Origin of the sequence: Microbacterium sp. lyk4-40-TSB-66 (genome assembly GCF_030209475.1) — a bacterium.
Classification (GTDB): domain Bacteria; phylum Actinomycetota; class Actinomycetes; order Actinomycetales; family Microbacteriaceae; genus Microbacterium.
This window is the reverse complement of record NZ_JARVRW010000001.1, coordinates 88,545-107,205: the sequence shown is the minus strand read 5'-3', so window position 1 is coordinate 107,205 and position 18,661 is coordinate 88,545. Positions and strand designations below refer to the sequence as shown.

General features: G+C 72.0%; 14 protein-coding genes. 3 read left to right on the top strand and 11 right to left on the bottom strand.

Annotated elements, in window-relative coordinates; translation table 11 throughout:
* Position 1: 1 nt before the first annotated feature.
* Both QRO03_RS00540 and QRO03_RS00535 read right to left on the bottom strand, forming a co-directional pair.
* Complete coding sequence (locus QRO03_RS00540) at positions 2–1,285, bottom strand: extracellular solute-binding protein (RefSeq protein ID WP_285135575.1); 1,284 nt, start codon at positions 1,283–1,285, stop codon at positions 2–4.
* 38 nt (positions 1,286–1,323) lie between these two features.
* Positions 1,324–2,349 carry a LacI family DNA-binding transcriptional regulator gene (locus tag QRO03_RS00535; RefSeq protein WP_285135574.1) on the bottom strand — a complete coding sequence of 342 codons (1,026 nt, stop codon included), beginning with the start codon at positions 2,347–2,349 and terminating at the stop codon, positions 1,324–1,326.
* Positions 2,350–2,818: 469 nt separating this feature from the next.
* Here QRO03_RS00535 and QRO03_RS00530 point away from each other — a divergent pair, with 469 nt between their 5' ends.
* Positions 2,819–4,246, top strand: a complete 1,428-nt coding sequence (locus QRO03_RS00530; RefSeq protein WP_285135573.1) for a dihydrolipoyl dehydrogenase family protein — start codon at positions 2,819–2,821, stop codon at positions 4,244–4,246.
* A 61-nt stretch (positions 4,247–4,307) separates the two neighbouring features.
* Entirely contained in the window at positions 4,308–4,826 is a 519-nt protein-coding gene (locus QRO03_RS00525) for a DUF1697 domain-containing protein (protein ID WP_285135572.1), read from the top strand.
* A 628-nt stretch (positions 4,827–5,454) separates the two neighbouring features.
* Here the strand turns inward: QRO03_RS00525 and purH are convergent.
* The 9 genes from purH to QRO03_RS00480 form a co-directional block, all read right to left on the bottom strand.
* The gene (gene purH / locus QRO03_RS00520; RefSeq protein WP_285135571.1) at positions 5,455–7,065 is read right to left on the bottom strand and encodes a bifunctional phosphoribosylaminoimidazolecarboxamide formyltransferase/IMP cyclohydrolase; all 1,611 of its coding nucleotides are present in this window, start codon (positions 7,063–7,065) and stop codon (positions 5,455–5,457) included.
* Positions 7,066–7,130: 65 nt separating this feature from the next.
* On the bottom strand, positions 7,131–7,730 hold the full coding sequence (gene purN, locus QRO03_RS00515) for a phosphoribosylglycinamide formyltransferase (protein ID WP_285135570.1): 600 nt from the start codon (positions 7,728–7,730) through the stop codon (positions 7,131–7,133).
* Between the two features lie 75 nt (positions 7,731–7,805).
* Entirely contained in the window at positions 7,806–9,512 is a 1,707-nt protein-coding gene (locus tag QRO03_RS00510; protein WP_285135569.1) for a cell division protein PerM, read from the bottom strand.
* Between the two features lie 40 nt (positions 9,513–9,552).
* Positions 9,553–10,605: a sirohydrochlorin chelatase gene (locus QRO03_RS00505; RefSeq protein ID WP_285135568.1), complete on the bottom strand. Its 1,053-nt coding sequence runs from the start codon at positions 10,603–10,605 to the stop codon at positions 9,553–9,555.
* Positions 10,602–11,741: a uroporphyrinogen-III synthase gene (locus tag QRO03_RS00500; RefSeq protein ID WP_285135567.1), complete on the bottom strand. Its 1,140-nt coding sequence runs from the start codon at positions 11,739–11,741 to the stop codon at positions 10,602–10,604. The genes QRO03_RS00505 and QRO03_RS00500 overlap by 4 nt, the downstream gene beginning before the upstream one ends.
* Positions 11,738–12,970 (bottom strand): uroporphyrinogen-III C-methyltransferase, encoded by a 1,233-nt coding sequence (gene cobA, locus QRO03_RS00495; protein ID WP_285135566.1) that lies wholly within the window; start codon positions 12,968–12,970, stop codon positions 11,738–11,740. The genes QRO03_RS00500 and cobA overlap by 4 nt, the downstream gene beginning before the upstream one ends.
* Positions 12,967–13,470 (bottom strand): nitrite reductase small subunit NirD, encoded by a 504-nt coding sequence (gene nirD / locus QRO03_RS00490; RefSeq protein ID WP_502882990.1) that lies wholly within the window; start codon positions 13,468–13,470, stop codon positions 12,967–12,969. Before nirD ends, cobA begins: the two co-directional genes overlap by 4 nt.
* Positions 13,471–13,499: 29 nt before the next feature.
* Positions 13,500–16,157, bottom strand: coding sequence for a nitrite reductase large subunit NirB (gene nirB, locus QRO03_RS00485; RefSeq protein ID WP_285135565.1), 2,658 nt, complete (start codon positions 16,155–16,157; stop codon positions 13,500–13,502).
* A gap of 444 nt (positions 16,158–16,601) precedes the next feature.
* Positions 16,602–17,039, bottom strand: coding sequence for a nitroreductase family deazaflavin-dependent oxidoreductase (locus tag QRO03_RS00480; RefSeq protein WP_285135564.1), 438 nt, complete (start codon positions 17,037–17,039; stop codon positions 16,602–16,604).
* Positions 17,040–17,104: 65 nt separating this feature from the next.
* On the opposite strand from QRO03_RS00480, the gene QRO03_RS00475 reads away from it, so the two are divergent.
* The gene (locus QRO03_RS00475; protein ID WP_285135563.1) at positions 17,105–18,556 is read left to right on the top strand and encodes an NCS2 family permease; all 1,452 of its coding nucleotides are present in this window, start codon (positions 17,105–17,107) and stop codon (positions 18,554–18,556) included.
* Positions 18,557–18,661: the final 105 nt, after the last annotated feature.

Below are 18,661 nucleotides of genomic sequence, written 5' to 3'. Positions count from 1 at the left end.
GTCAGTTCCCCGCCGCCAGCTGGTCGATCTGGGTCTTGGCATCCGAGAGGAACGACGACACGTCTCCCTCGCCGAAGATGACCGCCTTCGAGTAGCCGTCTCGGAACGTCTGCCAGATCTCGACGGAGTTCTGCACGTTGGGCACCTCGACGGTGCGCGCGGCCTGGTCGCCGAACTGCTGGTAGGCCGGGTTGGCCGAGAAGTAGTCGGCGTACGTGTCGGTCAGGTTCTGGCGGAGCGGCATCTGGCCGGTCTCCTCCAGCCAGGTGCCGTCCTGCTCCTCGCTCGTGGCGAACTTCAGGACGTCCCATGCGGTGGCCTTGTTCTCGCACGCGGTGAACAGTCCGACGTTCTTCGCGTCGCTGAAGGTCCACGTCTCGTCGGCCGCCGTGCCCTCTTCGGTCGGCACGGGCACGGAACCCCAGTTGACCTTGTCCTGGTAGACCGAGATGGCCCAGGGCCCGACGATCGCCATGGCGGCCTGAGCGTCGGCGAACGCGTCGCCCTGGTACTGCTCGTTGCCGGCGAGCTGCTCGCTGTAGACGGTGCGCCAGAAATCGGCCACCGCTTCGCCGTTCGCATCGTCGAAAGTCGCCTGACCGTCCTGCACGAGCTGGGAGCCGCCGGTCTGCGCCGCGTACAGCGGGTAGAAGTCGAACCACGACTGGAAGAACTCGCTCGTGGGCGCCGGGTTGATGGCGTAGGGCGAAACCCCCGCGGACTTCAGCGTCCGCGCCGTCTGCAGGAACTCGTCGTAGGTCGACAGCTGCGGGTTCTCGGGGTCGAGCCCGGCCTGGGCGAAGAGATCCTTGTTGTAGAAGATCATGACGGGGTTGCTCTTCCACGGCAGCTGGTAGAAGCCGCCGTCGTCGGAGCGGTACTGGTCGGCCAGGTCGCCGCTGCGGTCGGTGATGTACTGCTCACCGTCGGGGAACTCCGACAGGTTGACGAGCCCGCCCTGACGCTGGAACCCGGGCACGGCGGCGGGCGAGGTGTTGAAGATCAGGCACGGCGCGTTGCCGGCGGTGATCGCCGCGCCGATGACCTCTTCGCTCGAGGAGCCGGCGGGGATCTCCTGCGCGGTGACCTGCTGGTCGGGGTTGGCGCTGTTCCAGGCCTCGACCATCTGCTCGCCCCACGCGATCTCGGCGTCGTTGTTGGAGTACCAGATGGTGATGGGGCCGCGGGCGTCCATGCCGCCCGCTCCCCCTCCCCCGCCGCTGCAGGCGGAGAGGGCCAGGATGCCGGTGGCGGCTGCTGCTGTGGCGAGAATGCGTCGTCGCATGTCTTCCTCCTTGTGAGTGCGGGTCGTTCCGCGGTGAGTCAAGCGGTCGGCGGCGCCCCGGTGGAGGCGCGGACGATCAATCGGGGGTCAGGGAGCATGAGGGCCTCGGACGCCGCGCCCGTGGTGGCGGCGAGCAGGGCACGGGCGGCCGCGGCCCCCCATCCCCGGGCGTCGGTGGCGACGCTGGTGAGCGCCGGGAAGAGATGGCGGCCGATCTCGGCGTCGTCGAACCCGGTGATCGAGAGGTCGCGGGGCACGACGAGACCGCGACGCTGCGCGCGGCCGAGACCGGCGATGGCCATGTTGTCGTTCGAGTAGACGATCGCGGTCGGGAGGTTCCCGGCATCCAGCAGCGCATCGGTCGCCCGCGCGCCGTCGGCGGCGCTGAAGTCGGTCGCCACGACACGGGACCGGATGCCGCGGGCCGCCGCCGCCGCTTCGAACGCCGCCGTGCGTGTGCGCCCGTGCAGCATCGTGGCGGGGCCGGCGACGTGCGCGACGTCGGTGTGGCCGAGGTCGGCGAGGTGGTCGACGGCCAGGCGGATACCCGCGCCGTCGTCGATGGAGACCGAGGTGAAGGGGCTGTCGACGTCGGGCACGCCGAGCGTCACCGCGGCGATGCCGAGGCTCGCCACCAGCGGGACGCGCGCGTCGTCGGCGCGGAGGTCGGAGAGGATGACGCCGTCGACACGGCGGTCGGCGACGAGACCGCGGTAGGTCTCCTCCTCTTGGCGGCCGGGGGTGGCGGCGGCGAGCACGAGCACCTGGCCCGAGACCGAGAACTCGTCTTCGACACCGGCGATGAACGAGGGGAAGAAGGGGTCGGCCGCGATCACGTCGGGGCTGCGGCCGATGACCAGGCCGCACGCGAACGCACGCCCCACGCTCAGCGAGCGGGCGCGCAGACTGGGGCTGAAACCCATGTCGGCGGCGACAGAGAGGATGCGGTCGCGGGTGTCGGGGGCGACGCCGGCGCGGCCGTTGAGGGCGAATGACACCAAGCCTTTGCTGACGCCGGCGCGGCGCGCGACGTCGGCGATGGTGGGTCGCGTGTCGTTCGTCATCCGTCACCTCGTCGTGTCATCGCTGCGGTCTAAACCGGTTCAGTAAGTCCGACTCTAAACCGGTTCAGAAAAGACGGTCAAGGCCTTGCAGCGTTCGCTCAGGATGCGGTTCACTCGGGTTCCCGTGTGCGGGCGCCGGCTGCCCTCGCCCGTGTGCGACCGCGGTCCTGCCCCGCCCGTGTGCGGGCGCGGGCCTGCCCTCCGCGATCGGGCGCGGTGCGCGGGGCGTTCGTTCGGGTGGGCGTCCGGTCGGGTGGGCGTTCGTTCGGGGCGTTCCTTCGGGTGAGGGGCCGCGTGACCTCGCACTCTGCGTGGGGGGAGGAGTTCCGGGGAGCGGAGGACGGGGAAGCGCGGATCCACCCTCCGCTCCGCGGATCTCCTCCCTTCCCGGGGCGGCGATCCCGTCGGGCGCCGACCGCGACAGCGCAACCCCCGCGCGATGTCGGACGCCGTGGGTAGCGTGTGCAGCATGACCGAACGCGAATACGACCTCATCGTCATCGGTGCCGGACCCGTCGGCGAGAACGTCGCCGACCACGCCGTGCAGGCGGGCCTCACCGCCGCCATCGTCGAGTCCGAGCTCGTGGGCGGAGAGTGCTCGTACTGGGCGTGTATGCCGTCGAAGGCCCTGCTGCGCAGCGCCGCCGCTCTGCGTGCCGCGCGCGACGTCGACGGAGCGAAGCAGGCCGTCACCGGCGACCTCGACGTCGAGGCCGTCCTGCGCCGCCGCGACACCATGACCAGCAATTACGACGACTCCGGCCAGGTCGAGTGGCTCCAGGGCGCGGGCATCGACCTCGTGCGCGGCCACGGCACCCTCACGGGCGAGAAGACCGTGCGCGTCACGGCGGCCGATGGCACCACCACCGACCTCGTCGCGCGCCACGCGGTGGCCGTCTGCACGGGTTCGGCCGCGCTGCTGCCCGACATCCCGGGCCTCGCCGACGTCTCCCCCTGGACGAGCCGCGAGGCCACCGCGGTCGAGCAGATCCCCGGCTCGCTCGCCATCATCGGCGGGGGCGTCGTCGGAGCCGAGATGGCGACGGCGTTCCAGAGCCTCGGGTCCGACGTCACGATCATCGCGCGCTCGGGCCTCCTCGGAGGCAACGAGCCGTTCGCGGGCGAGCTCGTGGCGACCTCGCTGCGCGGACGCGGCGTCACGGTCAAGACAGGCGCCGACACCACCGCCGCCCGCCGCGACGACGACGGCCGCGTCGTGCTCGAACTGTCCGACGGCACGACCGTCACGGCCGATGAGGTTCTCGTCGCGGTCGGTCGCACGCCCCGCACGCAAGACCTCGGACTGGATGCCGTGGGCCTCGAGGCCGGCTCCTGGCTCGACGTCGACGACACGCAGCTCGTGCGCGGCTTCGATTGGCTCTACGCGGTGGGCGACGTCAATCACCGCGCGCTGCTCACGCACCAGGGCAAGTACCAGGCCCGTGCCGCCGGCGACGTGATCGCCGCCCGCGCGCAGGGCACCGACGTCGACGACGCTCCGTGGGGCGCGCACGTCGCCACCGCCGATCACGACGCGGTCCCCCAGGTCACGTTCACCGATCCCGAGGTGGCATCCGTCGGTCTCACTGCTGCGAAGGCCGAGAAGAAGGGGCTGAACGCGAAGGTCGTCGATTACGACCTGGCCAGCATCGCCGGGTCGAGCGAGCAGTCCGACGCGTACGTCGGCAAGGCCCGCATGGTCGTCGACCTCGACCGCGGCGTGCTCGTGGGAGCCACGTTCGTCGGCCCCGACATCGCCGAACTGCTGCACTCCGCCACGATCGCTATCGTCGGCGAAGTGCCCGTGAAACGCCTCTGGCACGCCGTACCGTCCTACCCGACGGTCAGCGAGGTCTGGCTGCGCCTGCTCGAGACGCTCGGACGCGACTCCGCCTGACCGCGGGAGCCGGCGCGCCGCGCTCTCGCGGCGGGTCGCCCGCTCGGCATAGGGTCGCAGCATGCCTCGCACCGTCGCCCTCATCCGCGGAGTCGGAGGCCCCACGGCCCTGAAGATGCCGGCGCTGCGGGACGTGCTGGCATCCGCGGGTCTCGGTGAGGTCGAGACGCTGCAAGTGGCGGGAAACGTCGTTCTCGATGCCGGCGGGCGTGGCCCCGACGACATCGCGAGGGCGGTCCGCGAAGCCGTCCGCGGCGCATTCGGCTTCGATCTGCCCGTCGTCGTGCGCACGCACGCGGAGCTCGTCGACACCGTGTCGCGAAACCCCTACGCGGATGCACCGGAGGGACGATGGGTGCAGACCGTGTTCCTCGATCGCCGGCCGTCCTCGCCGACCCTCACCCTGCCCGACGGCATCCCCGAAGAAGCCGTGCTCGACGGCTGCGAGGTGTTCGTGCGGTATCCCGAGGGCATCGGCGGGTCGAAGCTGCAGGCCGGCTGGTTCGAGAAGCGACTCGGGGTCGTCGGCACCGCCCGCAATGCGAGGACGATCGCGAAGCTCGTCGCGATGAGCGCCTGAGGCCCCACGGCCCTCGACGCTCCCGCGGACAAGCGCGATCGCGGCGCCAGCGATGAGCGCCGAGGCCACTGGCCCGCTGCCGCGCCACGCATAAACGCGATCCGTGCGCATAAACACGCCGCGAACGTGTTTCTGCGCAGAAATCATGTTTATGCGTCGCGGGGCGCCGGGCGCCTGCTTCTGCGGACGCCCCGCGCAGCGCCACCGCGGTGAGGAACGCCCTCCTCATCAGAAATGCCCACCGACACGTTGCTCTTCCCGCGCCAGTGCGTTTTCACGCAGCTCGCGAGGCACCCCGCGCCGGACGGCACCTCGACGCTCCCGCGCACAAACGCGATCGCGGCGCTAGCAATGAGCGCCTCGAGGCCGTTGGCCCGCTACCGCGCCACGCATAAACGCGATCCGTGCGCATAAACACGCCGCGAACGTGTTTCTGCGCAGAAATCGTGTTTATGCGTCGCGGGGCGCCGGGCGCCTGCCAGCGCACACTCCGCCGCGCCCCACTCCGCAGCACCCCGCTCCGCAGCACCCCGCCCCCCGCCCCGCAGCACTCCGCGCCACCCCCACCCCCGCACACGCGACACCGCCCCCGTGACCGAAGTCACGAGGGCGGTGCAGAAGCGACGCGTCAGTGGAAGAAGTGACGCTCGCCCGTGAAGAACATGGTCACGCCGGCCGCGCGCGCGGCGTCGATGACCTCGGCATCCCGCACCGAACCGCCGGGCTGGATGATCGCCGAGATCCCGGCGTCGATGAGCACCTGCGGGCCGTCGGCGAAGGGGAAGAACGCATCGGATGCCGCGATCGAACCGGCGGCGCGATCACCGGCGCGCTCGACCGCGAGGCGGCACGAGTCGACGCGGTTGACCTGTCCCATGCCGATGCCGACCGTGGCCGAGCCCTGGGCGAGCACGATGGCGTTCGACTTCACCGCGCGGCACGACTTCCACGCGAAGATGAGGCTCTCCATGTCGGCCTCGGCGGGACGCTCGCCCGAGACGAGCTCCCAGTCCTTCGCGACGGATTCGATGTCGTCGGGGAACCGGTCGGCGTCCTGCAGCAGCAGGCCGCCCGACACCAGGCGCACGTCCATGCGCTCCTGCTGCCAGTCGACGGGCAGGCGCAGCACGCGCAGGTTCTTCTTCAGCTTGAACACCTCGAGCGCCTCGGGCTCGAAGTCGGGCGCGATGATGACCTCGGTGAAGATGTCGCGCAGGTTCTCCGCCATCTTCAGCGTCACGGTGCGGTTGGCCGCGATGACGCCACCGAACGCCGACACGGGGTCGCACTCGTGTGCGCGCAGGTGCGCCGAGGCGATCGGGTCGAGCGCGTTGGGAGCCGCGACGGCGATGCCGCAGGGGTTCGCGTGCTTGATGATCGCCACCGCGGGCTTGACCATGTCGAAGGCGGCGCGGAGGGCGGCGTCGGCGTCGACGTAGTTGTTGTACGACATCTCCTTACCCTGCAGTTGGGCGGCCTGGGCGATGCCGTGGCCACCGACCCGCGAGTAGATGGCGGCGCGCTGGTGCGAGTTCTCGCCGTAGCGCAGCGTCGACAGGCGCTCGGCCTGGATGGTGAGGTGAGCGGGCAGATCGATGTCGTCACCCAGCGTGCCCTCGGCGAACCACGTCGACACGGCGGTGTCGTACGCGGCGGTGTGCGAGAAGGCGCGGGCCGCGAGCTCGCGGCGCTGCACGAGGGTGGTGCCGCCCTGCGTCTGCAGGGCGTCGATGATCGCCGGGTACGACTCGGGCGAGACGACGATGGCGACGTTGGCGTGGTTCTTCGCCGAGGCGCGCACCATGGCGGGGCCGCCGATGTCGATCTGCTCCACGACGTCGTCGCCCTCGGCACCGGATGCCACGGTCTCGACGAACGGATACAGGTTCACCACGACGAGCTCGAAGGGACGGATGCCGAGCTCGTCGAGCTGCGCCTCGTGCGAGGCCAGCCGCAGGTCGGCGAGAAGGCCCGCGTGCACGTTCGGGTGCAGCGTCTTCACGCGTCCGTCGAGCGACTCGGGGAAGCCGGTGACGCCCGAGACGTCGGTGACGTCGTAGCCGGCCTCACGCAGCAGCGTCGCGGAGCCGCCGGTCGAGACGATCTCGACGCCGGCGGCGGCGAGCGCTTCACCGAGCTGGAGGAGACCGGTCTTGTCGCTCACCGACACCAGCGCGCGGCGGATCGGGACGACGTCGCGGGGACGGTAGTCGGCGGGGTCGTGGCGGGGTCCGGCCATGGCTTTCGGCTCCTGAGTCTCGAGTCGGGTTCGTGGTGCACGACGGGCCGACGCCCGCCGGCGGGTCAGGCGGTTCGGGATGCCGTGGCGGCGAGGTCGAGCTCGCCCTCGGCGATGCGTCGGACGACGTCGATCAGCAGGCGTCGCTCGACGGGTTTGATGCGCTCGTGCAGGGCGTCCTCATCGTCGCCGGGCAGGACGGGGATGCGCTCCTGGGCGAGGATCGGGCCGGTGTCGACGCCGGAGTCGACGACGATGACGCTCGCGCCGGTCTGCTCGACCCCCGCGGCGAGGGCGTCGCGCACCCCGTGGGCGCCGGGGAACTCGGGCAGGTACGCGGGATGCGTGTTGATCATGCGCGGTTGCCACGCGGCGACGAGGTCGGCGGGCAGCAGGCGCATGAGGCCGCTCAGGACGACGAGGTCGGGCTGCCAGACGGCGAGCTGCGCGCCGAGCTCGGCGCCCCACTCCTCCCGAGTCGCGAACGCCCCGTAGGGCACGAGGAAGGTCGGGATGCCGAAGTGCTCGGCGTGGGCGAAGCCGTCGGCCTCGCGATCCGCACCGACCGCGACCACGCGCGCTGGGAAGTCGGGGGCGGATGCCGCCTCGAGCAGGGCGCGGAGGTTGGAGCCGGTGCCGGAGATGAGAACGGCGACCGTGAGCACGGGCCCAGTCTACGCAGGTGCGTCGTCGCTCACAGGGTCGCGCGGGGTCGCGATCGGAGTGCGCTCCGTCGCCCCTCAGTGCCGGTGGTCGGGGTCGTCCGCGCTGTCGCCGTCGGCCGCCGCCCAGGCGGCGCGAATGCGCGCGCGCACATCGTCGTCGTCATCCGAAGCGGCATCCGGACCGGCATCCGGTGCCGAGGACGGCGCCGACCGCTCGCCCGACGGCAGGTCCGCGGGCTTCGCCGGAGTCTTCCGCTTCTTCGTCGACGCTCCCGTGCCGGCCGGTTCCGTCTCGTCCGACGGATCCCCGCGCAGCTCGGCGCCCGTCGGAGGGCTGAGAGTCGACGGCTCTGCGGTCGGGGTCGTACGCGCCGGCGGCGCGTCGGCGAGCTGGTCCGTCTCGCCTGCGGCCCACCCCGGCAGATGGCCCCACCCCGACGATGCCGTCGCCGGCGATGTCTCAGAATGCCGATCGGTCGAGGACCACGACGGCAGGTTCGGACGAGCGCCCGCCGCCACGAATGCGGAGTCGTCGACAGAGCGAGAGGCGACGTCGTACCGGTCGTCGTAGACGTCGTCGTCCCCGCCCCCGCGAGGGCTCAGCAGCAGGATCGCGAGCCCGACGAGCACCTCGAGGCCGAGCGCGAGGGCGAGCGGACCGGGCTCGGGTCCCGTGTCGGCCAGACGCCCGGGTCCGATCGAGCCCGAGGCGGCGAGCGCGGCGAGCGCACCGACACCGCCCGTGAGCACGGCGACGGCGAGTGTCACCACAAGACGCGGGCCGAACGGTTCGGGGCCGGCGGTGCGCGGCATCCGGGATCGCAGCAACCATCCGGTCAGCACTCCCACGGCCACCGGCAGCAGCGCGAGGAGCAGCAGCCACGAGGAGGTCGAATCCGGCACGGCACCGAGCACCGGGATGCCGGGGAGCGCGCCGACCTGCGTCGCGGCCGGGGTGACGGCGGTGTCGGTGCCCAGCGCGAAGCCGGGACCGGCGGTGAACGCCACCGCCCACACGACCAGGGTCGGCAGGTACATGAGCTGACCGAGGGCGATGACGGTCGCGCCGATCGCATCCGCGTTGCTCGCCTGGTACAGGCCGATGACCTGAGCGGAGCGCGCGATCAGGCCCGCGACGACGACGACGCCGCCAACGGCCGCGATTCCCAGGGTGGTGAAGGCGAGCCCCCTCGCGACGAGCGCGGGAACGTCGGCCCACGCGTGCGGGAACCGCCCGACGCGTGCCCGCAGGGCGTCGACCGGGCCGTCGTCGCCGACGCGCCAAGCGCCGATGAGCGCGCCCAGGAACGACGGCACGAAGAACAGCAGCGACGGCAGCAGAATCGCCAGCCACACCTCGGATGCCACCAGCTCGGCGTCGGCGTTCAGCCCCACGAGCGCTGCGATCCCCGCGAAGACCACCGAGCCCGAGAGCCACCCGGTGAGCGCCGCCCCGGCCGCGGCCGCGCGGGCTCCGGAGCGGGCGGCGAACAGGGCCGTGAAGGCCGCCAGGGCGAGCGGCGCGAGCGACACCGTGAACGACGCGAACGTCGGGTCGATGCCGGTGGCCGCGAGGTACGCGTCGGGCAGGGTGACCGTCACGGGCACCAGGTGGCCGAGATGCCAGATCGACGCCGCGGCCGGCCAGAGCGCTCCCCAGTCGGGGTCGCCGATGCCGAAGACCCACAGCAGTGCGAGGGGCGCGAGGATCACCGCGATGCCGCCCGCGGCGGCCAGCACGGCGTCGAGGGCGGCGAGGAGGGCGACGAGAAGGCGATGCATGGGCGAGAGGAACCCTACCCGCGCAGCCGGAGACCGCCTCTCAGGCGCGGCGGCGTCGCCGCACTCCCCCGTCGTCGGACAGGCCTGCGGCCGCGAGCAGGACGATCCCGGCCGACGCGACGAGGAGCGTCACCAGCACGGCGCGGCCCGTCACGCGGGCGATCCGCCGCGCAACCCGTCTCCGCGGAGTGGTCCCCGAGCCCGAAGAGGTCCCCGAGCCCGAAGAGGTCCCCAAGCCCGAAGAGGGTCCTGGGCCCGAAGAGGTCCCTGAGCCTGTCGAAGGGACCGGCCCCACCGCTCCCCCGGAGGCTTCGACAGGCTCAGCCACCTCGGCCGACGCACCCCCGGAGGCTTCGACAGGCTCAGCCACCTCGGCCGCCGCGCGCCCGGTGTCGGCGGGCTCGGCCGCCAACGCGGAGCCGGCCCGTGCCTCGCGCCAGCGCTCCCACACGATGTCCGCCAGCCGCGGATCGGCGCCGATGGGCTCCGAGGTCAGGTCGGCCGCGGCCTTCTCGATGACGCGCGAGAAGTGTCCGGGGGCGAGCACGTAGCTCGCCGCGACCGTCCGCTCCCCCGCGGAGCGCGCGGCCTCCACGGCATCCGGAATCCGAGGCTCGGATGCCGCGGCGTACGCGGTCACGATGGGTCCGGCCACGCCGGCATCCGTCATCAGCGTGGCCATCCGCTCGACGTCGACGACCGCGCCGGGGCGGGTGGACCCGGCCGCGGCGAGCACGACCGTGTCGCCGTCGCCGGCGCCGGTGGCGCGCACGCGGTCGACGAGGATCTCGGCGAGCACCGGGTGGGGTCCGAGCGCGCGGGCGATGGGCAGTCCGTCGGCGGCATCCACCAGATCGACCTCGGTGTGGTAGCCGGTCGACAGCAGCAGCGGCACGATGACGATGTCGTCCGTGCGCTCGCGCGCGGCGGCCACCACGTCGGTGACGTAGGGTCCGTGCACGTCGACGTACGCCTCGTGCACCTCGACGCCCGCGGGCGCGCTCTTGCGCAGCACGTCGAGCAGGGTGCGGATGACGACGCGCCCCTCCTCGAACCGGGTGCCGTGGGCGCAGGCGATGAGTACGGCGGTCATGAGTCCTCCTCGTCGACCAGGTCGAGCCGGTAGCCGCGTTTGTAGACCGTGCGGATCAGGTCGATGCCGCCGAGCGCCTCGCGCGTGCGGGCGACGGCCACCTCGACCGCGTGCCCGCTCGCCTCGGCGCTCGACAACGCGGCCACCAGGTCGGTGCGCGACACCACCGCACCGGGGTGACGTGCCAGGGCCCGCAGGATCTCCACCCCCGTCCGCGGCAGGGCCGTGAAGACGCCGTCGAGGACGATCCCGGCGGAGCGGATGCCGAGGCGACCGACCGTCGTGGGGATCGCGGGCGCGTCGGGTCCGCCGTAGTGCGTCACGACGGCGCGCACGAGGGCGCCGAGGCGCCCCCGGTCGGGCACGAGCGGATCGATCCCGGCGTCGAGCAGGGGTCCGGCGGTGATCGGGCCGACCGCGGCCACGAGCACCCGGCCGTCTCGGGCTCGGGATGCCACCCCCTCGAGCGCGTCCGCGCGATCGGCTGCGAGGATCCACTCCCGGGCCGCGGGGGCGGAGGTGAACAGCACGGCGTCGACCTCGCCCCGCGCGACCTGGCGGGTGGAGGCCGCGACGACCTCCGGGTCGGGTGGCGGACCCCAGCGGTAGATGGTGAGGCTCGTGACGCGGGCACCCGCCGCCTCGAACGCCTCGTCGAGGCCGTCGGCGCCGGAGCCGTGGTGCTGCACGGCGACGTGGAGCCCCTCGATCCCCTCGGCGACGAGGAAGTCGCGCAGTTCGGCCGCGGTCTCGCTCTCGGCGACCCAGTCGGCCTCGAACCCCGCCTGCTGAATCGCCCCGCGCGCCTTGGGGCCGCGCGCGACGATGCGGGCGCGCTGCATCACGTCGCTGAGGGCGTCGTGCAGCCCCGCCTCGTCGGCGGTCTCCATCCACGCGCGAAACCCGACGCCGGTCGTGGCGACGACGACGTCGGGTGGGTCGGCGACGAGGCGACTCGTCTGGGCGATGAGTTCCTCATCGTCGACGTGGGGAATGATCGTCAGCGCCGGCGCGACCCGCACGCGGGCGCCGTGACGCTCGAGGGCGGCCGACAGCTCCCCCGACCGTCGGTCGACGGGAAGCAGCACGGTGCACCCCTGGAGCACCGTGCTGATCGTCCGGGCGGGAACGGTCACCCGACCCCCTCGCCCGCCATCGCGGGCACCGGCAGCAGCAGATCGGCGCGGGCCACCTCGCCGAACACCAGCACCGCAGGGTTCGCCAGGCGGTGGGTCTCGGCATCCTGGATCGCCGTACCCAGGGTCGTGCGGATCGTGCGCTGCGCGGGCGTGTGGCCGTTCTCGACGAAGGCCACGGGACGCGCCTCGGGTGCCCCCGCGGCGCGGGCGGCCGCGACGAACCGGGGCAGGGCGCTCACCCCCATCAAGGCGACCACCGTGGCGGTGTCGTCGCGAAGGGCGGCGAGGGTGGCCTCGCTCGGCGTCTCCTGACCGTTCACAACGTGCAGAGTACCGGCCACGCCCCGATGCGTGACGGGGACGCCCGCCGCCGACGGCACCGCGATGGCGCTCGAGATGCCGGGGACGACCTCGACGGGGATGCCGGCGGCGCGGCACGCGATGACTTCCTCGCCCCCGCGTCCGTAGACGAAGGGATCGCCGCCCTTGAGGCGCACGACCCGGAGGCCCCGCGCGGCGCGGTCGACGATGAGGGCGTTGATCTCGTCCTGCGGCACGGGGTGGTGCTGGGGGCGCTTGCCGACGTCGATGAGCTCGACGTCGTCGCCCAGCTCGGCGAGCACGCCGGTGGGGCCGAGGCGGTCGTGCACGACGACGTCGGCTTCGGCGAGCAGTGCGCGAGCGCGGACGGTCAGCAGATCGACCGGGCCGGGGCCGCCGCCGACGAGCGCGACACCCCCCACGGGTGTGCGCCGTCGGCGGCGGAGCGGAAGGGCGCCCTCGGCGAGGCGAGAGGCGATGGCGTCGCGCACGGCGACGCTGCGGCGCGGGTCGGCACCCGCGGTCGAGACGACGCCGACCATGACGTCGCCGCTGGTGGTCTCGGCGGCCAGGCGTGCGGTGCCCTTGCCGCCGTGCCCGGCGTTGACGCACCAGACGCGCCGCGCCTCGGCCGCATCGACCACGAGGGCGTCGACGGATGCCGAGCCCGTGGCCGTGTGGCAGAACCACGCGTCATCGAGGTCGTCCGGCTCGAACGGGCGCGCGAACCACTCGATGTCGCCCGCGGCGGCGAGCGCCACGAGAGCCTCGCTCGCCTCCGGGGCGACGATGCGCACGCGCGCACCCGCCGCACGGAAGCGCTCGATGCGGCGCTCGGCGACGCGGCCCGCGCCCACGCAGACGACGAGGCGGTCGGTGAGGTCCAGGCCGGTGAGAGCGATCATCGGGGGTCTCCTTCTGCGGCGATCTTGACCATCACGACACCGTCGGCGACGGCCACCGGGTGAATGGCGAGCGTCTGCGGATCCTTGCCCTGCGTGTCGAGGCACACGCCGGTGCGCAGGTCGAACACCTGCTTGTACATGGGGGATGCCACGGTGGGAACGCCCGCGCGATCGCCGACGATGCCGCGCGACATAATCGTCGCGCCGCTGAACGGGTCGATCTGGTCGGTGGCGTAGAGCCGTCCGTCGAAGGTGCGGAACAGCGCGATCTGCCGGTCGCCGATGAGGGCGGCGGCCCCGCGCTCGACGAGGAGGTCGTCGACGCGGCACACGCGTACCCAGCCCGCGGCGGGGGTCGGCGCGGGAGCCGCGTCCGCCGGGGCCGCGGTCGCGGCCGCCGGCGTCGCGGGTCCCGGGTCGGCCGTCTCGACCGCAGCAGCGCCGGACGCGGCGGAGGCGAGGACCGTCGCGGCGGGAAGGGTGGAGGAATGAGGGGTCATGGCATCCGTCCTCGTGGCATCCACGATCGTCATGAGCGCACCGCCAACGTCGTGCCGCCGATGAACACGGCTCCCGAGGCGCGCTCCTCGGCCGTGGCGGGGCGGGCCTGGCCGCGCTCGGCGACGTACGCGAGCGAGGGGTCGGCGACCTCGGGGGCGTTGACAAAGCTCTGGAAGCGCTTGAGCTTCTCGGGATCGGCGAGGGTCGCCGCCCATTCGTCCTCGTAGTTGTCGATGTGCGAAGCCATCGCCCGGTCGAGGTCGTCGGCGATGCCGAGGCTGTCGTCGAACACGACCGCCTTCAGCGCGTCGAGGCCGCCCTCGTAGTCCTGCATCCAGGGAGCCGTGCGCTGCAGCCGGTCGGCGGTGCGGATGTAGAACATCAGGAAGCGGTCGATCGCCCGCAGCAATCCGTCGTCGTCGAGGCCCTCGGCGAAGAGCACCGCGTGGCGCGGGGTGAAGCCACCGTTGCCTCCGACGTACATGTTCCAGCCGGCCTCGGTCGCGATGATCCCGACGTCCTTACCGCGGGCCTCGGCGCACTCGCGCGCACAGCCGGAGACGCCGAACTTGATCTTGTGGGGCGAACGCAGACCCCGGTAGCGAAGCTCGAGCTGCACGGCCATGCCGACGGAGTCCTGCACGCCGTAGCGGCACCACGTCGACCCGACGCACGACTTCACCGTGCGCAGCGATTTGCCGTACGCGTGTCCCGACTCGAAGCCGGCGTCGACCAGACGCTTCCAGATGTCGGGCAGCTGGTCGAGGCGGGCGCCGAACAGGTCGATCCGCTGGCCGCCCGTGATCTTCGTGTACAGCCCGAAGTCGCGCGCCACCTCACCGATCACGACGAGCCCCTCGGGGGTGACCTCGCCGCCCGGGATGCGCGGCACCACGCTGTAGCTGCCGTCGCGCTGGATGTTCGCCATCACGTGGTCGTTGGTGTCCTGCATGGTCGCGAGCTCGCCGTCGAGCACGTGCCCCGAGTACAGGCTCGCCAGGATGCTCGCGAGCGCCGGCTTGCAGATGTCGCACCCGCGGCCCGTGCCGAAGCGCTCGACGATCGAGGTGAAGGTCGTCAGCCCCGAGACGCGCACGGCGTCGAAGAGCTGCGCGCGGGTGAATGCGAAGTGCTCGCACAGGCCGTTCGAGACTTCTTTTCCGGATGCCGCGAGCTCGGTCGCCACGAGCTTCTTCACGAGCGTGAAGCACGAGCCGCACGCCGCTCCCGCCTTCGTGCACGCCTTGACCTCGGCGGCATCCGCGCAGTCGTGCTCGGTCACGGCATCGCGCACCGTTCCGGCCGTCACGCCGTTGCACGAGCAGATGACGGCGTCGGCCGGGAGCTCGCCCTGCGGGGCGGGCGCGAGGTCGGAGGGCATGAGGTACGCCGCCGGGTCGCCGCCGAGGGCACGACCGACGAGCGGGCGGAGCGAGGTGTACGCCGAGGCGTCGCCGACGAGGATGCCACCGAGCAGGGTCTGCGCGTCGTCGCTCAGCACGAGCTTCTTGTAGACGCCCGACACCGGGTCGGCGTAGGTGACGTCGAGAGCGTTCGGCGTCTCGGCGAACGCGTCGCCGAAGCTGGCCACCTCGACACCCGAGAGCTTGAGCTTGGCCGACGTGTCGAAGCCGGGGAACGACGCCGCACCTCCCAGCAGGCGGGTCGCGGCGACCTCGGCCATCGCGTAGCCCGGGGCGACGAGACCGATGCATTGCCCGTCGAAGCTGGCGACCTCGCCGATCGCGAGGATCGAGGGGTCGGAGGTGTCGCAGCCCTCGTCGATGACGACGCCGCCACGGGCGTCGACGGTGAGCTCCGCGGTGCGGGCGAGTTCGTCGCGGGGGCGCACACCGACGGTGAAGACAACGATGTCGACGGCCTCCCACGTGCCGTCGCGCAGCTCCAGGCCGCACACGGAGCCGGAGGTGTCGGCATCCACCCGGGTCGTCACCGAGCTCGTGCGCACCTCGATGCCGCGGGACTCGATGAGCCGCTGCAACGCCTTCGCCCCGCCCAGGTCGAGCTGGGCCGACATCAGACGCTCGTTCGACTGCAGCACGAACGGTGAGACGCCCTCGGCCTGCAGCGCGCCGGCGGCCTCGAGGCCGAGGAGGCCCCCACCCACGACCGCACCGCGCAGGGGACGACCCAGCTGCGCCGTGCGCGTGGCGACCCACTCGCGCATGCGGGCGACGTCGTCGAGGGTGCGGTAGACGAAGCATCCCCGGTGGTCGAACCCGTCGAGGGCGAGGCGCGCGGCGTAGGAGCCGGTCGCGAGCACCAGGCGGTCGTAGGAGTGGGTGGAGCCCCCGGCGGTGGTGACGGTGCGGGCCGCGCGGTCGATGCGGGTGACGCGGGCGTCGGTCTCGACGCGCACGCGCTCGTGGGCGAGCACGGCGGGGTCGAGGGCGAGGTCGTCGGGCGACTTGCCGCTGAAGTAGCCGGTCAGTCCGACGCGGTCGTAGGGGCCGCGGGCCTCATCGCCCAGCACCGTGACCGACCAGCGTCCGTCGGTGTCGCGGCTGGTGAGGCTCTCGACGAATCGGTGCGCCACCATGCCCGCGCCGACGACGACGACGGATCCGGATGACGCGGGGTGGAGCACGTCGTCACCGTACGCGGCGGACTTTGCGCGGCGGTCAGCGGCGTGTTTCGTACCGGTTGCGGGGTTCGTGCGGGCCATGCCCCGACGCTAAGCAACGGAGGTTTCCCCCGCCCTCGCTCCGGCGTTACCCCCGGCGAACGTTTCTCTCACGGGGCGGCGGTGTCCGTGTGAGGTTTCCGGCATCCTTCGCCGGCGTTCCGTTATGCGCGCCCGCGAGCGGGCTTCGCTCGTCACCACGTCGAGTGTCCAGGACACCCGGACGTCGTTTCGGAACGTCCGCGTTCCTTGGACGCTCAATGAGCAGGCGCACCGGCGATCCCGCCCACCGTCGCCCGCGCGACGCGCGACGAAGCGGTGGCGTCGCCCGCGCGACGCGCGACGAAGCGGTGGCGTCGCCCGCGCGACGTGCGACGAAGCGGTGGCGCCGCCCGCTACCCCGTCGAGTGTCCACAACACCCGGACGAAATTTCGGAACGTCCGGGTTTCTTGGACACTCAACGGGGCGTAGCGGACCGATGGGGCTTACTCGACCGGCTCGAGCACGAACAACTCGATGCGGCGGTCGGTCTTCTTCTGGTACTCGTCGTAGTCGGGCCAGACCTCGGTCGCGTAGCCCCACCACTCCTCGCGCTCGGCCCCCTCGGCCTGGTGCGAGTCGTACTCCTTCTTCACGTCGCCGTCCTGCAGGGCGACGCGGGGGTTCTTCACGAGGTTGTAGTACCACGCGGGGTGCTCCGGTGCGCCTCCCTTGGATGCCACGACCGCGTACTTTCCGTCGTGCTCGACGCGCATGAGGGCGGTCTTCCGGAGCCCCCCGGTTTTGGCGCCGACGGTGGTGAGGACGATGATGGGTACGCCCCGCATGTCGGCGGACTCCTGGCCCCCCGTGGCTTCGAACGTCTCCGCCTGCTGGCGGGCCCATTCGCTGGTGCTGGGTAGATACTCTCCTGAGAGTGACATAGCTCACACGATACGTCGGCGTCTTCCCCTCCGGTCTAGCCCCTCCCCCTTTTTCTGGAGCCTTCATGAGCGCTTCCGCTCCCGAGACCACCGCCGCCTCCGCCCCGAAGAACCGTCTCGACCGGTTCTTCGAGATCACCGCCCGCGGGTCGACCGTCGGCGCCGAGGTGCGCGGTGGCGTCGTCACCTTCGTGACGATGGCCTACATCGTCATCCTGAATCCGATCATCCTGTCGGGCACCCCCGACGTCGCGGGTAACGCCCTCGGCTTCCCCCAGGTCGCGGCCGTCACCGCGCTGACCGCCGGCGTCATGACGATGCTGTTCGGTCTCGTCACGCGACTGCCCTTCGCGTTCGCCGCGGGGCTCGGTATCAACTCGTTCCTGGCCGTCGGCATCGTCGGCGGGGTCACCTGGCCCGAGGCGATGGGTCTCGTCGTCATCAACGGCCTGATCATCGTGCTGCTCGCCGTCACCGGCCTTCGCCGCATGATCTTCGAGGCCGTGCCGCTCGCGTTGAAGACCGCTATCACGGTCGGCATCGGCCTGTTCATCGCGTTCATCGGCTTCGTCGACAGCGGCTTGGTCACCTCGACCGGGCTCAACTCCCCTCCGGTCGGTCTCGGTGTGGGCGGCTCGATCACCACGATCCCCACCGCGCTGTTCGTGCTGACCCTCGTCATCACCGCCGTGCTGCTCGTGCGCAAGGTGAAGGCGGCGCTGCTCATCGGCCTGCTGTCGGGCACGGTCATCGCCGTGATCATCGAGGCGGTCGCGCACCTGGGTGCCCGTGCCGACGGGAACCCCGGCGGCTGGGGCCTCAGCGTCCCCACCCTTCCGGCACAGCTCGTGAGCCTGCCGGATCTGTCGCTCGTCGGCCAGGTCGACCTGGCCGGTTCGTTCGGCCGCATCGGCGTCCTCGCCGCCCTCATGCTCGTCTTCACGCTCGTGTTCACGAACTTCTTCGACGCCATGGGCACCATGACCGGCCTTTCCCGCGAGGCCGGACTCGCCGCCCCCGACGGCACGTTCCCGCGCCTGCGCTCGGCGCTGGTGATCGAGGGCATCGGCGCCGTCGCGGGCGGCGCCACCTCGTCGTCGTCCAACACGGTGTTCATCGAATCGGGATCGGGTATCGGCGAGGGCGCCCGCACGGGTCTCGCGAACGTCGTGACCGGAGCCCTGTTCCTGCTGGCGATGTTCTTCACGCCGCTGACGAGCATCGTGCCCACCGAGATCGCCGCCGCCGCCCTGGTCATCGTGGGTGCGCTGATGATGGGCCAGATCCGCCACGTCGACCTCAGCGACCTGTCGGTGCTCATCCCGGTCTTCCTCACCGTGACCGTGATGCCCCTGACCTACTCGATCGCCAACGGCATCGGCGCGGGCTTCGTCAGCTGGGTGCTGATCCAGGCCCTGTCGGGTCGCGCGCGCCGGGTGAGCCCGCTGCTGTGGATCGTCGCCGCCGGCTTCGTCGTCTTCTTCGCCCGCGGCCCGGTCGAGGCGCTGCTCGGCTGAGCCCGGCGCTCACGGTCGCGAGATCACACGTTCCGCGCGAGGTCACAGGCTCCGGCCGCCCCACGCCGTGTGGCCTCGGCCCGATCGTGTGATCTCGGCGGCACT

Excerpts from the sequence above, each read along its gene's own strand:
- QRO03_RS00540 (WP_285135575.1), bottom strand. The coding sequence starts at position 1,285 with ATGCGACGACGCATTCTCGCCACAGCAGCAGCCGCCACCGGCATCCTG.
- QRO03_RS00535 (WP_285135574.1), bottom strand. The coding sequence starts at position 2,349 with ATGACGAACGACACGCGACCCACCATCGCCGACGTCGCGCGCCGCGCC.
- QRO03_RS00530 (WP_285135573.1), top strand. The coding sequence starts at position 2,819 with ATGACCGAACGCGAATACGACCTCATCGTCATCGGTGCCGGACCCGTC.
- QRO03_RS00525 (WP_285135572.1), top strand. The coding sequence starts at position 4,308 with ATGCCTCGCACCGTCGCCCTCATCCGCGGAGTCGGAGGCCCCACGGCC.
- purH (WP_285135571.1), bottom strand. The coding sequence starts at position 7,065 with ATGGCCGGACCCCGCCACGACCCCGCCGACTACCGTCCCCGCGACGTC.
- QRO03_RS00510 (WP_285135569.1), bottom strand. The coding sequence starts at position 9,512 with ATGCATCGCCTTCTCGTCGCCCTCCTCGCCGCCCTCGACGCCGTGCTG.
- QRO03_RS00505 (WP_285135568.1), bottom strand. The coding sequence starts at position 10,605 with ATGACCGCCGTACTCATCGCCTGCGCCCACGGCACCCGGTTCGAGGAG.
- cobA (WP_285135566.1), bottom strand. The coding sequence starts at position 12,970 with ATGATCGCTCTCACCGGCCTGGACCTCACCGACCGCCTCGTCGTCTGC.
- nirD (WP_502882990.1), bottom strand. The coding sequence starts at position 13,470 with ATGACCCCTCATTCCTCCACCCTTCCCGCCGCGACGGTCCTCGCCTCC.
- nirB (WP_285135565.1), bottom strand. The coding sequence starts at position 16,157 with ATGGCCCGCACGAACCCCGCAACCGGTACGAAACACGCCGCTGACCGC.
- QRO03_RS00480 (WP_285135564.1), bottom strand. The coding sequence starts at position 17,039 with ATGTCACTCTCAGGAGAGTATCTACCCAGCACCAGCGAATGGGCCCGC.
- QRO03_RS00475 (WP_285135563.1), top strand. The coding sequence starts at position 17,105 with ATGAGCGCTTCCGCTCCCGAGACCACCGCCGCCTCCGCCCCGAAGAAC.